Here is a 14,206-nt window from a genome sequence, read left to right as displayed (position 1 = left end):
CCCGAGTGCTATTTCCCTTCTCTATTACAGCAAATCACAGTAAAAACGATCACACCTGCCCGTGCTGAATGACGGAACCAAGACAAACAAAAAGGAAACCTTGATGATACACGTTCATCACCTCGAGAAATCCCGTTCGACCCGCGCGACCTGGCTACTGGAAGAGCTGGGCGTTGACTATGAAATCATTCGCTACGCACGTGATCCAAAAACGTTTAGCGCCCCGGCATCACTTAAACAAATCCATCCGTTAGGGAAATCGCCAGTGATTACCGATGGCGAACTGACGATTGCCGAATCCGGGGCCATTGTGGAATACCTGATTGAGACTTACGGCAACGGCAGACTCCGCCCACAGAGCGGACAAGCGCTGTTGGATTATCGCTTCTGGCTGCATTTCGCGGAAGGTTCCCTCATGCCGCTGCTGGTGATGCGTTTAGTCTTGGCGAAAACAGAATCCGCGCCGATGCCATTTTTCATCCGCCCCATCGCACGCAAAATTGTACAAAGCATCGAGCAGGCCTTTATTGTGCCGCGATTGACGACGCAACTTCAGTTCATCGAACAGCATTTGAGTAAACAAGACTGGTTTGCAGGAGAATCGCTCAGCGGTGCCGATATCCAAATGGCCGTCCCGCTGGTTTTGGCGAAAACGCGTTTGGATTTCAGCCACTACCCGCATATCAAGCAATACATTGAACGGATAGAAAGCCAGCCAGCGTTTCAGCGGGCTCTCGCTCAGGATTAACAATCCGATCGGGATATCACCTCATCGACAACAACAAACAAAGCGGGTCGATGGGCGACAGAGCAAGAATTCTGTGAGCGTTTACTGATTATTCATGAACTGATAACGATATGCTGTTGTTTACCCCCGATATACTTCGAGCTATAACACGATATAGCTAAAAAGGTGGTATACCGTCAGGATGCGGCATTGATACGTTGGGAGTGATTAATTTTGCAGAGAAAGCGAGTTTCATCAACAGAGTTGTTTTCAGTCGGATACGATGCAGAAAAAAGCCAATTGGAAGTCGAATTGCTAAATGGGAGCATCTATCTCTACAGCGGCGTAGCACGCATGATTTATGAAGAGCTGATGGCAAGCAAGACGAAGTACCGTTACTACGCCAGCTTTATCAAAAATTCATTCCCCTACGAGAAAACGCAGTAGTTTTTGAAGATAAAGAATAACCCTTAGGGCGGAGAATACTCTCCGCCCTTCGCTTTTTCCTACCCGCTTATTTTCCAGCAGATTCAACGGTGTTAAACGCGGCCAGCAGGACCTCTTCATTGAGCGTCAACGGTAGATAATGAATAGATTCCCCCGCCTGCAAGGTGCGGGCAATAACCGCCTGAAGCGCGGCATGATCGTGAATATCCACATCCAGCGCGGCCAGCGAGGTCGGCAAACCAAACGCCTTAAACGCTTCCTTCAACTGGAGTAACGTGTCGCTATCCCCTAACAAGGCGCTCTGCACCAGGATGCCATAAGCCACCTTGGTGCCGTGCAGGAAGCGTTCGGTTTGTGGCAACACCGTCAAACCATTATGCACCGCATGCGCCGCCGCCACGCGGGTATAGCGCTCTCCCAACCCGCCAACCATGCCGCCACCGGCAATGATCGCATCCACGACATCCAGAAAATCCTGCGTCAATTCGCCACGCTCGACGGCTTCCAGCGCTGCCGCACTTTGTTGCAGCAACACATTACGGATATCCAGCGCGGCCTGTAAGCCCAATCGAACAGAAAGCGGCAGCGTTTCCGGCTGAGGACTGAGAACGACAGCTTCATACCACTTCGCCAGCGTATCACCGACGCCAGCCAGCAGGTATTCCACCGGTGCCGCCAGCATAATCCGCGGTTCCACCAGCACCAGATGGTTCGCATCAGTGAAAATCTCGAAGCGCAGTGCTTGTCCGGCATCGTTATACCACACGGACAGCGGTGTCCAGGCTGCACAGGTCGCTGCAATAGTCGGTATTGCCACCAGCGGCACACCAATATGGCGCGCGGCGACCTTCGCGGTATCCAGCACCGCCCCGCCGCCGACGCCGATGACGACCTGACATTCATCGCCCGCCTGCGCGACCAGTTTTGCCACTTCCCCTTCGCTGCAATGCGCACCAAACTGAACGCGTCGGGCTGAAGGCGCATCGAATTCGGCCGGTAAATACGGTCGAGCCGCAGCAATCGCCCGCTCGCCGTAGATCCACAGCGCGTTTTTCAGCACCTCCGGTGGATAAAACTCCAGCAGCTTATCGATAGCGCCGGGGAAAGAGAAATAGTTAGCAGGGCCAACCTGTACGCGGACTGTCGTTGTGTGCATGTTTGAATCTTCCTCGCCGCGCCCTCTCTTGAGTACGGCTCTTATCTTATGTTTGTCTGATAGATGAATCTGCTGCGCTACCCTATTGATAAACCCATCTTATTCACTTGCCTGCGCCAGCTTAAGAACTTTTTTATTTAATTTATGCCTTTTCGTTCATAGCCAATAACTCTCAAACACTTGAAGCTGTATTAAATTCTCTGGGATATGTGCTACCTTTCTTTTCCGTTATTTCATGACCTTGACCGCCAAGAGCGTTACCGACCATGATTCCTACCTCCCAAAGCCGACTGGAAATGCACAACATTTCCATCTCCTTTTCTGGTTTCCACGCCCTCAAGCAGGTTAATTTCACACTGGAAGGTGGTTCGATTCATGCCCTGACTGGCGCAAACGGCGCGGGTAAATCCACGCTAATGACGATCTTATCGGGCGCTTACGATCACTATCAGGGCGATATTCTGATTAATGGTAAGCAGGTCGATGTCCATTCACCGCGTGATGCCAAGCGGTACGGCATTCATCTGGTGCAGCAGGAAGTCGATGTCGCGCTGGTTCCCACGCTGTCCGTAGCGGAAAACATTATGCTGGATACGCTGGCACAGGACGGACATCTGCTGAGTTGGCCGCAGATCTATCGTCAGGCGCAGGCGCTGCTTGACCAGCTTGGCGTTCACCTCAATGTTCGTCAACGGCTGGATACCTGCTCGCTCGCTGAGAAACAGCAAATTCTGCTCGCCCGCGCGTTATCTCACGAATGTCGCTTCCTGATTCTGGATGAACCCACTGCCCCGCTGGATCAGGCCGAAAGCGCACGCCTCTTCGAGGTGGTACGCCGTTTACAGGCCGATGGCATCGGGATTGTGTTTATTTCCCACCGTATTCATGAGCTGAGTGAAATCTGCGATACGTTGACTGTTCTGCGTGACGGCGAGTTTGTCAGCAGCGGTGCGATGCAGGGACTCAGCGGCGAAGAGATCGTAGAGAGAATGCTGGGGCACCGGCTTGACGATATCTTCCCACCGCGCCGAACGACGCCTGCCGCAGAGACGCTGCTTCAGGTCACTGGTTTGCACGACGAAACGCTGCTGCACAATATTTCGCTTACGCTGCGCAAAGGGGAAATTCTGGGTATTGCCGGGCTGGCTGGCGCGGGGAAAACCGAGCTGTGTAAAGCGCTGTTCGGCGCGGAACCCTGCCAGATCGCGCAGGGAGAATATCGTGGTAAACCCTGGCGACCGCATTCACCGCACCAGTCGGTTGAACAGGGGCTGGCGCTGGTTCCTGAAGAGCGGCGCAAAGAAGGCATTTTTATTGATGAGTCCGTCACCATGAATCTCAGCATCACTGCCACCGATAGCTTTTCCCGCTGGGGCCTGTTCAGCCGTCGCAAGGCATTAGTCTGGGCGAAACAGATCGTTGAACGGCTGGCAGTTCGCACCACGGGTCCGGCGCAAAAGCTGGCGCGCCTGTCGGGCGGGAATCAGCAGAAAGTGGCTATCGGCAAGTGGCTACGCAGTGAAGCACAGGTTTTGATTTTTGACGAACCCACCAAAGGCGTGGATATCAAGGCCAAACAGGACTTGTTCACCCTGATTGATGGCCTCGCCCGTCAGGGTAAAGGCATTATTTATGCGTCGGGCGAGTTCTCTGAACTTGTCGGGCTCTGCGATCGCATCTGCGTGCTATGGGATGGCCGCATTGTCGCAGAGTTAAATGCCGCTGAGATTGACGAAGAAACCCTACTTTTATATTCAACTGGAGGAACTCCCGCGTGAGTCACCCACTTTCATCTAACGGGGCGCTCCCCTTCCGCCACCACGTTTTCGAGTTTCTCTATAAGTGGGGCATGCTGATCACCGTCGTCGCGCTGATTGCCCTCTTTGGGCTGGCGTCGGAAAATTTTCTCGATCCATATAACATCATCAATATCCTGCGTTCTATCGCCATCGTTACGGTGATTGCCATTGGCGTCTCCATTTCGCTGTCCGTAGGCGGATTCGATCTTTCCGTAGGATCGACTGCCTCGCTGGCTAATGCGCTGGTTATCTCGCTTTTCGTCTGGCATGGATTCGGTACCACCGGAGCGATTGTCCTGACGCTGCTGCTGTGTACGCTGGTCGGGCTATTCAACGCCTTCCTCATCGTCGTGCTGAAGATTCCCGATATGCTGGCGACGCTCGCCAGCCTGTTCGTCATTCAGGGCGTGGCGATGACCTACAGCTATGGCGGTTCCATCACGCAGAACATGGTGCTGCCTAGCGGCGAAATGGCGGAAGGCGTCATTCCTGAATTCTTTGCCACGCTGGGTCAGGTGCCGGTCATTGTTGTCATCATGCTGGCGGTAACGGTACTGGTGCAGTTGTATCTGTCCCTTACCAAGCACGGTCGCCGGATGTATGCCATCGGCGGCAACCCAGAAGCCGCGCGACTGGCAGGCATTCGCACGGCGCGTTATCGGGTACAAGCGTACGTGTTTTCTTCACTACTCGCAGCGCTGGGCGGGATCTTACTGGCATCGCGCATCGGCTCTTCGCAGGTCAATGCCGGGGGCGGCTATTTGATGGATGCCGTTGCCGCAGCCTATATCGGTTTCTCGCTGGCGGGATCCGGCAAGCCGAATGCGCTGGGTACGCTGCTCGGTGCCGTTATTCTTGGCGTTTTGCAGAATGGGCTGGTGATGCTCTCCGTGCCTTATTACGCGATGGATATCATCAAAGGTCTGGTTCTGGCACTCGCGCTAGCCATGACGTATATCCAGAAACGCTAATCGCTCTCGTTTTCAGTAACGTCTCGCTTTCAGTACCTTCTCGCTTCCGCCCCATTCAGATGATCTGGGGCGGATGACAATACAGCCCACCAATGCCTTCTCTCATTAATCGGCGTTTTACCGCCGACAAATATTGCTGCACTCGCTCTATTATTTACTTCCGTTATTATTAAGAAATAAATATTCCCTAGCACAACCAAGAGGCATTCGGAATAATCACAAATAATAACGCTTTCACTTTAGATCTGACGTGCGCTGTTTTCATTCCCCGTCGATATAGCGAGACCGACAGAGATAATCGATAGAGAAAGATTCAACTCGCTGAAACGTTCAATTTTGATAATCAATTAAAATTGATGAATATCATCATTCCTCTGCCGGGCTATATTCCTTCATACCCGGCGAAATCAAATTACCTCTTATTATCGATGTCCGTTCTGCTGAGCATACTCATCAATATTTTCAATCGTCTTTTCCATCAACAGCTGCAGTGATGAGGCAGACGTCCAGGAGATATGCGGGGTAATCAGAAGATTAGGCAGGGTTTTCGCCGCAACCATTAATGGGTTGTCTTTTTCTGGCGGTTCCTGTGTCAGGCAGTCTAGCGCGGCACCGGCAATGGCGCGCTGCTGCAAGGCTTCTGCCAGCGCGCGCTCATCAATCAGCCCGCCTCTGGCGGTGTTAATAATAAACGCGGTGGGCTTACACAGGGCGAGCGTCTCTGCATTAATCAGATGCTGCGTGCTCTCATTCAGCGGGCAGTTGAGTGAAATCACATTCGCTAACCGCAGAACGTCTTCAAACGGCAGATACCCAGCGCGACACTGTGAGGCACCTCTGCGCTCGGCAAAAATCACCTTCATTCCCAGCGCCTGCGCCAGCCGCGCGACTTCCCGCCCAATCGTACCCGCGCCGATGATGCCCAGCGTCGCACCAGCGATGTCCTTAACCGGATGATCAAAATAAGCAAATTGCGACTGGCTGGCCCAGCGGTCACTCAGCTGATCGCGATACCACGCCATCAGGCTGTGCTTTAGCGCAAAGATCATGGCAATCACGTGCTCGGATACGGCTTGCGTCGAGTAGCCCGGTACATTTTTGACCGTGATACCCAGTTCTTTAGCAGCAACAAGATCGATATTGTCGGTGCCTGTTGCCGTTACAGCAATCAGCTTCAACGCAGGTAACGCGGCCAAAGTGTCTCGCGTTAATAGGGCTTTATTCGTGATGATAACGTGGGTGTCTTTTGCTCGGGCGATAACTTGATCGGGCGAGGTATAGTTATATTCAACCCATTCATGGCGGCACTGCGGACGCCTAAAACTCGTCTTTTTCAGGAAAATGGTTTCAGGCAGTGAGCCTTTATCCAAAAAGGTAATTTTTAACATCATCGTGCCCTGGTTGCTATTCATACACTGATTTCCGCTTGCAGATATCAAAGGCTCCGCAGTCGGCAATCACGACAGGTATTCTCATACAAAAATAATGAATTAAATTCTCTGTATGACACAAGACAACGAACGTATTAATAACGTTACACTTCCTGCCTCATTGGAAATCCATCACTCCGTAACGTGAAGCGTAGTCAGCATTAAAGCAATTAACAATACCTAATATAATGAATTTCATTCATCGACATTGTTAGCCACGATATTCAGAAATATCACAAAAACAATAAAGTCTGCTGCTCATTGTTATCATGACACCGGCAAAGAGATAACCGTAATAGCGGGTCACAACGAAGCCCCGTTGTTAATCAGCAAGAATACATTCGCGAGAAAAACCGCAGAAGTGGTGCCATGTCGTTGGAGAGAGGAAGTAAGCGAGGGTCATAATGCCCCGGAACGAGCTGGCCCATTCCGGGGAGGTGCTACATCAGAAGTTGACGTTTACCGATAGCCAGTAGTTACGACCTGGCAGTACGGAACCCGTAGTCACCTGGCTTGACGTAAAGTAATCGCCAGCCGTCGTGGTATCCGTACCAACAGGGAAAACATAGGTTTTGGTGAAGTCTTTATCTAACAGGTTATTAACTGACCCGTTCAACGTTACATCTTTAGAGATCTTATACGATCCGCCCAGATTCACGACGGTAAACGATTTGAAATCCGAGCCAAGATTGTCATAGACGACTCTGTTTGCTTGATTGCTCGCTGCGGCAAGCGTGGAATAATTCTCCGTAAAGCGTGCTGTTTTACCCCGATATTCAGCCTTAAGCCAGGTGGTCAATTGCTCGTTAACATTCCAGTTTAAACGGGCATTTGCCATGTGCTTAGGCGTATTGGTCAAGCGAGCACCGGGATTTTCTCCGCCTTTTTGCTCGCTGTCAGTAAAGGTGTAATTCACATTCAGCGTCCAGCTATCCGACCATAGCGGGATCGTCGAACCCAGTTCCAAACCTTGCGTGTTAGCTTTACCGATATTGCGATAGCTAGACGTTACCGCATCTATTTCGTAACTATCGATCTTATTGCGGAAGCGGTTATGGAAAAGCGTAGCGTTAGTAGAGAAACCGCTAAAATGCTCATAGTACGCACCCAGTTCCGTATTCACGCTTTCTTCTGGCTTCAGATTTGGGTTGCCAATCGTATTGCGCGTACCTTGCCCAGTTACGCCACTTATCCCGTTATGTAACCGCGCCAATGACGGTGTCTTATAGCCTGTACTTACCCCACCTTTGATCGTTAATTCATCCAGCGCATTCCACACTAAATAGGCACGCGGGCTCACATGACCACCAAATGCTTCATGATGTTCATAACGAGCACCTGTCGTTAGCGCAAGCGAATCAACAATACGCCATTCATCTTCAGCAAAAAGTGACCACGAATTCTGTTCGAATTTTTCGCCCGTATTCGCCAGCACAATCCCGTCTTTCATGACGGCATTCCAGTATTGCCCACCTAACGTCAGTAAATGACTGTCTCCTAGCGGGCTCACCAGTTTCGTATCAAGGATGTAGTTAGTGTTTTTAAGCTCGCGCTTTTGCCCTGCCGTTGCTGAGCCCGCTGGTACCGTAGAGCGAGGGATCAAACGTCCTTTATTTTCAGTCTGGTTGAAGGACAAGCTTGAATTCCATGTACCAAAATCGAGTTGATTATCGCTACCCAGCGTAATCTTGCGACGCTCATAACGCAGTGTATCTTCATAACCGCCGCCCCGAGTTGCGGCACCCGCTCCCAGCGCACCGAGTTGTTCTTCCTTGTTATCATATTTCTGATTGGAGACTTCACCATCCAGCCATAGGGTATTACGACTATCCAGCAGCCAGGATAGTTTGCCACCGAGGAGGTAATTATCTGACTTAACGGGATTCGGGCCGCGTGTACTGAGTTCCTGCCCAGTTGAAGACGAACTCACCTCTGATGCATCACGGCGTAAAATATTGCCGCGCAGGGCAAGCCCCAGCTTGTCTTCAATCAGCGCACCACTGGAATAAATCGAAAACTTGGATGCATCACCATAGGCGGTATCTTCCTGGAAGGTGTGATCCAGCGTGATATTCCCAACCCACTCTTTCGACGCTTTTTTGGTGATGATATTTACCACACCGCCCATCGCATCAGAGCCATATAACGTTGACATCGGCCCACGGATAACTTCAATACGCTCTATCGCCGCCAACGGTGGAATGAAACCTGTGTTCATCGTACCAAACCCATTCGGGGTGACATCCGATGAACCATTCTGGCGAATACCATCCACCAGAATCAGCGTGTAGTCACTTGGCATGCCGCGAATGCTGATGTCCAGACCGCCCGTTTTCCCCGTTGAACTACGCACATCCACGCCTTCCACGTCGCTGAGCGCTTCGCCAAGATCGTTATACTTACGCTTCGTTAGTTCATCCTGACTGACAACTGAAATACTCGCAGCCGCCTCGGTGATTTTTTGTTCATAGCCAGAAGCCGTCACTACCATCGTATCGTCCTGTGCGGCGATAACGGGTGCGGATACGGTTGTAGCAAGCGCCAATGCCACCGATTTTCTTATATTTATTGCCATGCGTCTGTGTCCTCAGAACGAATAACTTACATTGAGTTTTTTTGTCGGACACATTGTAATGATCGGGAAATAATTGTAAATGAAAATTAAAATCATTTGCATGCGCAATAAAAACAAGAAGTAATTAATATAAAATCATTAATAAACAATAAATTAATCGTTATTTTCAATCATTAAATCGAGTTAATGTAAAATACCCCTAGAAAATCAATGTGAATAAATTTGATTTAAATCAACATGCGTAGGTAAAGAAAGACATGGGGCGTAACGACAGAACAGAAAAAAACCAATAAAAAGGCGACACCCGTCAGGGAGTCGCCCGTTAACCGCATTCTTACGATTTAGTCTTTATGATCGGGGTACGTCATCTCTTGATACTTGATGAAGTGCGTTCCACGATACAGCTTATAACCGAACCAAATCAGCAGGAACAACGGAATACCGATGTACGTCGCCGTCACGCCATACCAGTCGATGTTATCTTCCAGAAACGCCTGATAGTTCTGCCCCAGCGTGATGATCAGACAGAGCACAAACGCGAAGATCGGCCCGAGCGGGAAGAAACGCGATTGATAAGGCAGACGATTCAGATCATGCCCTTGCATGACATAGCCACGACGGAAACGGTAATGGCTGATCGCAATCCCCAGCCAGGCAATAAAGCCTGTCATGCCGGAGGTATTCAACAGCCACAGGTAAACCGTTTGGTTGCCATATAAAGAAGACAGGAAACACAGCGCCGCCACCACGGTGGTAGCGTACAGCGCATTACGCGGCACGCCGCCTTTTGACAGTCTGGCGAAAATGCGCGGTGCTTTACCTTCCGATGCCAGCGTAAACAGCATACGCGTAGAGGCGTACATCCCGGAGTTACCCGCCGACAGCACCGCCGTCAGGATAACCGCATTCATGACTGCCGCAGCAGACAGCAGGCCCGCGTTCTCAAACACCAGCGTGAACGGGCTCACCGTAATGTCTTTTACATCATTACGCAGCAGGTTCGGATCGGTATACGGAATGATTAAGCTGATAATCAGAATCGCGAAGATATAGAACAACAGAATGCGCCAGAAAACCTGACGGATGGCACGCGGAATGTTTTTACTTGGTTCCTGAGATTCCCCAGCAGCGATACCGATCAGTTCCGTTCCCTGAAAAGAGAAGCCGACGATCATCGCCACACCAATCATGGCAGAGAAACCACCAGCAAAGGGCGCATCGCCAATTTCCCAGTTATGGAATCCCGCATTTTCTGCGCCGCTCATGATGCCCGTAATCATCATCACGCCAACGGCAATGAAAACAACGACCGTGACCACTTTAATCAGTGAGAACCAGTACTCTGCTTCGCCAAATCCTTTCACGGAAATGTAGTTAAGCAGGAACATCAGCGCCAGAAACAGCGCGCTCCATATCCAGCCGGAGACGTCAGGGAACCAATATCCCATCACCAGCTGCGCCGCCACCAGATCAACCGCGATAGTCACCGCCCAGTTGTACCAGTAGTTCCAACCCAGCGCGAAGCCGAACCCTTCTTCTACATAGCGGGAACCGTAGCTGGAGAACGAACCAGAAACCGGCATAAATGCCGCCAGCTCACCCAGACTGGTCATCAGGAAGTAAACCATCAGCCCAATCAGGGCATAAGACAGAAGTGCGCCACCCGGGCCTGCTTGTGAAACCGTCGCACCAGACGCGACAAATAACCCGGTGCCAATCGATCCGCCAATGGCGATCATCGTTAAATGCCGTGCTTTCAGTTCACGGCGCAGGGTCGGTGCGCCCTGTGTAGTTTGTTGAATATCGTGCTGAGCCATTGTTATCCTGCATGCTCGTGCTAAAAATCGAGGCGGGATTGTAGCAAATAGCGTTGTGCTGAATAGTTAAGATCGTCGAGTTATAAGAGAGGTTAATAACTCACGCTCGATCATTAGCAGCAGAAAATATTTTCGCTATGCCGTTTCGCAGCAATAACTCAAGAAACGCTGTAGCACATTTGAAAGATGTTTCTGTCGGTGATGAACCAGATACAACGTCCGCGTGAGTTTAGGCAGCGGCACCTTCAACTCCACCAGCGAACCTGACGCTAACTGCTCGGCAATGACATGCCGCGACAGGCAGCTAATACCAATCCCGTGGCGAACCGCATGCTTAATCGCCTCTGAATTACCTAACTCCATCACCAGATGGAAATGCGACAGGTGCGTCAACAGCAGATGATCCAGCACTTCGCGCGTGCCCGAGCCACGTTCACGCAGGATCCAGTGCGCATCCGCCAGCGCCGTTAATGAGGCAGAACCGCGGCTGAGCGGATGTTCGGGAGAACAAAACACCACCAGCTCATCTTCCAGCCAGGGCTGCGTAATCAAATCAGGGTGATGGCAAGGCCCTTCGATCAAACCCAAATCGACACTGAATTCAGACACACGGGTGATCACATCTTTCGTATTGCCAACATGCAGCTCCAGCGGAATGTCAGGGTAGTCATGACGATAGCGGGCAATCATGGCAGGCAATAAATAGTTGCCGATGGTGCTGCTGGCATACACACGTAGCGCCCCATTATCACGCCGGAACAGTTGCTCAATTTCCATCGACTGTTCAAGCAGTGCCAATGCCTTGGGATACAGCAGGCGGCCATGTTCATTAACCACCAGACGTTTACCCACGCGGTCGAAAAGTTGGACACCCAACTGCCCTTCTAAATCCGCCAGAGCCGCGCTGACAGCCGATTGAGACAGGGCAAGCACCACCGAGGCCTGCGTGGTTGAACCACTTTTCAGGACTTCGGCAAAGACTTCCAGTTGACGTAACGTGATATGCATAGTGCGCTCTTTATCTGAAATACTTATAGGTTATAAATATATAATCAATTTCTCTTTTAATCTCATGGATTATAAGCTGGCTTCTCAATTTTCGGTACGGTCAGAATAGGCACCAAACCCATGGCTCTTCCTGCGACATTACACACGATAGACCCGCCCGATGGAGCAAAAGCGCGATTACCCGGTCTGCTGTTAGTAAGTTTAATAACTTTTTCGCTCCTCTGGCTGGCAAATATTCCGAAAATCGCCCATTGGGGACCCGGCTCGCTGACATTGGCGATCCTAAGTGGGATCGTGCTGGGAAATAGCGTTTATCCGCGCCTTCATCCTCTGTGTGACCCAGGCGTGCAATGGGTCAAGCAGCATTTACTTCGCTGGGGCATCATACTTTATGGTTTTCGCCTCAACTTTCAGCAGGTTGCGGCCGTTGGCTTTACCGGTGTTGCAGTCGATCTTACCGTCGTCACGTTGACGTTTTTACTCGCCTGCTGGGTCGGCAAGCGCTGGTTGAAACTCGACAATCAGACCGTGATTCTCATCGGTGCTGGCAGCAGCATCTGCGGTGCGGCGGCGATCATGGCAACCGCACCCGTTGTCAAAGCGTCCAGCAATGCGATTGCCGTCTCCGTTTCCACCGTGGTGATTTTCGGTACGACGGCGATGTTTTTGTATCCGTGGCTCTATCAGCTCAATCTCGAACATCACTGGATTGACGTCACACCGCAGATCGTCGGTCTGTACTTCGGCTCGACGATACATGAAGTTGCTCAGGTCGTTGCTGCCGGACATGCCGTCGATGGTGCGACGGAAAACATCGCCGTCATCAGCAAGATGCTGCGCGTGATGATGTTGGCCCCTTTCCTTCTCATTCTTGGGTTTTACCTGAAAAAAACGACGCACAAAAGTGACGCGCAAGACGCGATTCCACTGATGTTCCCGTGGTTTGCACTGGGGTTTATCGCCGTAGCTGCCTTCAATTCCTTCAAGCTACTTCCTCCTGCGCTCGTCACGCAGCTGGTACAGTTCGATAATGTACTGTTGACCATGGCGATGGTGGCGCTGGGGCTCACAACCCGATTCAACGCCATCCGTCAGGCTGGAGCAAAACCGCTGCTACTGGCTCTCGTTCTGTTTCTCTGGCTGGTCGTTGGCGGTGCGGGCATCAATCTGTTCTTCGAGCATTTATTCGGCTAACGATAAATTATTTACCTGTTAATGTCCGATTAGCCTATACCCTAAATAATTCGAGTTTCAGGAAGGCGGCAAGGGAAGGAATCCCGATGAGCTTACTCAAGTAAGTGATTCGGGTGACTAAGCGCAGCCAACGCACATGCAACTTGAAGTATGACGGGTATGCATGACGATGCCATAATGTCTCCGTTACCAAAGGAGACCAACATGAAATACATCGGGGCGCACGTTAGCGCATCTGGCGGGGTCGATCAGGCCGTGATTCGCGCACATGAGATAAAGGCGACGGCTTTCGCTTTATTTACCAAGAATCAGCGCCAATGGCAGGCCGCACCGCTCAGCGCCGAGGTCATCGACCGTTTTAAAGCCGCCTGTGAGCAATACGCGTATACGTCAGCACAGATTCTGCCGCACGATAGCTATCTGATTAATCTGGGTCACCCCGACGCCGAGGCGCTGGAGAAGTCACGCCTCGCGTTTATTGATGAAATGTCGCGCTGCCAGCAGCTTGGGCTAAGCCTGCTGAATTTTCACCCCGGCAGCCATCTAAAGCAGATAGAAGAAGCTGACTGTCTGGCACGCATCGCCGACTCCATCAACATCGCGCTGGCGGAAACGGATGGCGTCACCGCGGTGATTGAAAATACTGCCGGCCAAGGCAGCAATTTGGGTTTCCGCTTTGAGCATCTGGCGGCCATCATCGATGGTGTTGAAGATAAAAGCCGCGTCGGTGTCTGTATCGATACCTGTCACGCCTTCGCTGGCGGCTACGACCTGCGGACAGAAGCCGATTGCGAAACCACCTTCGCTGAATTCGATCGCATTGTTGGGTTTCGCTATCTGCGCGGAATGCATTTGAATGATGCCAAAAGCGCGTTTGCCAGTCGCGTTGACCGACACCATAGCTTGGGGGAAGGCAATATCGGCAAAAACGCTTTCAGCTATATCATGAAAGATGCCCGTTTTGATGGTATCCCGATGATTCTGGAAACGATCAACCCCGATATCTGGGCCGACGAAATCGCCTGGCTCAAGTCCGAAGCCCAGTGCTGATTATACTCTAAATAATTCAAGTTTCAGGAAGG

Annotated in this window: 11 protein-coding genes; 6 read left to right on the top strand and 5 right to left on the bottom strand. The window is 51.2% G+C overall.

The genetic code is table 11. The features are described from left to right. The first annotated feature begins 103 nt into the window (after positions 1–103). Both BJJ97_RS13835 and BJJ97_RS13830 read left to right on the top strand, forming a co-directional pair. Positions 104–748 carry a glutathione S-transferase gene (locus BJJ97_RS13835; protein ID WP_095994318.1) on the top strand — a complete coding sequence of 215 codons (645 nt, stop codon included), beginning with the start codon at positions 104–106 and terminating at the stop codon, positions 746–748. A gap of 213 nt (positions 749–961) precedes the next feature. After that, complete coding sequence (locus BJJ97_RS13830; protein WP_039275478.1) at positions 962–1,174, top strand: KTSC domain-containing protein; 213 nt, start codon at positions 962–964, stop codon at positions 1,172–1,174. A gap of 67 nt (positions 1,175–1,241) precedes the next feature. Here the strand turns inward: BJJ97_RS13830 and BJJ97_RS13825 are convergent, their stop codons facing one another. Next, a complete protein-coding gene (locus BJJ97_RS13825; RefSeq protein ID WP_095994317.1) occupies positions 1,242–2,330 on the bottom strand; it encodes an oxidoreductase in 1,089 nt (362 codons plus the stop codon). A 266-nt stretch (positions 2,331–2,596) separates the two neighbouring features. On the opposite strand from BJJ97_RS13825, the gene BJJ97_RS13820 reads away from it, so the two are divergent. Both BJJ97_RS13820 and BJJ97_RS13815 read left to right on the top strand, forming a co-directional pair. Then, positions 2,597–4,108, top strand: a complete 1,512-nt coding sequence (locus tag BJJ97_RS13820) for a sugar ABC transporter ATP-binding protein (RefSeq protein WP_095994316.1) — start codon at positions 2,597–2,599, stop codon at positions 4,106–4,108. Positions 4,109–4,179: 71 nt separating this feature from the next. Further along, positions 4,180–5,100 (top strand): ABC transporter permease, encoded by a 921-nt coding sequence (locus BJJ97_RS13815; RefSeq protein WP_207193806.1) that lies wholly within the window; start codon positions 4,180–4,182, stop codon positions 5,098–5,100. Positions 5,101–5,522: 422 nt separating this feature from the next. Here the strand turns inward: BJJ97_RS13815 and BJJ97_RS13810 are convergent, their stop codons facing one another. The 4 genes from BJJ97_RS13810 to yieE form a co-directional block, all read right to left on the bottom strand. Beyond that, positions 5,523–6,512 (bottom strand): 2-hydroxyacid dehydrogenase, encoded by a 990-nt coding sequence (locus tag BJJ97_RS13810; protein WP_095994315.1) that lies wholly within the window; start codon positions 6,510–6,512, stop codon positions 5,523–5,525. Positions 6,513–6,975: 463 nt separating this feature from the next. Further along, positions 6,976–9,105, bottom strand: a complete 2,130-nt coding sequence (locus tag BJJ97_RS13805) for a TonB-dependent receptor (protein ID WP_095994314.1) — start codon at positions 9,103–9,105, stop codon at positions 6,976–6,978. A 341-nt stretch (positions 9,106–9,446) separates the two neighbouring features. Further along, complete coding sequence (locus BJJ97_RS13800; protein ID WP_039485579.1) at positions 9,447–10,922, bottom strand: amino acid permease; 1,476 nt, start codon at positions 10,920–10,922, stop codon at positions 9,447–9,449. Positions 10,923–11,057: 135 nt separating this feature from the next. Next, a complete protein-coding gene (gene yieE / locus BJJ97_RS13795) occupies positions 11,058–11,930 on the bottom strand; it encodes a DNA-binding transcriptional regulator YeiE (RefSeq protein WP_039485583.1) in 873 nt (290 codons plus the stop codon). A 120-nt stretch (positions 11,931–12,050) separates the two neighbouring features. Here yieE and BJJ97_RS13790 point away from each other — a divergent pair, with 120 nt between their 5' ends. Both BJJ97_RS13790 and nfo read left to right on the top strand, forming a co-directional pair. After that, the gene (locus tag BJJ97_RS13790) at positions 12,051–13,124 is read left to right on the top strand and encodes a YeiH family protein (protein WP_095994313.1); all 1,074 of its coding nucleotides are present in this window, start codon (positions 12,051–12,053) and stop codon (positions 13,122–13,124) included. A 204-nt stretch (positions 13,125–13,328) separates the two neighbouring features. Further along, positions 13,329–14,174: a deoxyribonuclease IV gene (gene nfo, locus BJJ97_RS13785; RefSeq protein ID WP_095994312.1), complete on the top strand. Its 846-nt coding sequence runs from the start codon at positions 13,329–13,331 to the stop codon at positions 14,172–14,174. Positions 14,175–14,206: the final 32 nt, after the last annotated feature.

Source organism: Pectobacterium polaris (assembly GCF_002307355.1).
Taxonomy (GTDB): Bacteria; Pseudomonadota; Gammaproteobacteria; order Enterobacterales; family Enterobacteriaceae; genus Pectobacterium; species Pectobacterium polare.
Note: the sequence above shows the minus strand (reverse complement) of the source record. Positions and strands in the feature narration are given on the sequence as shown.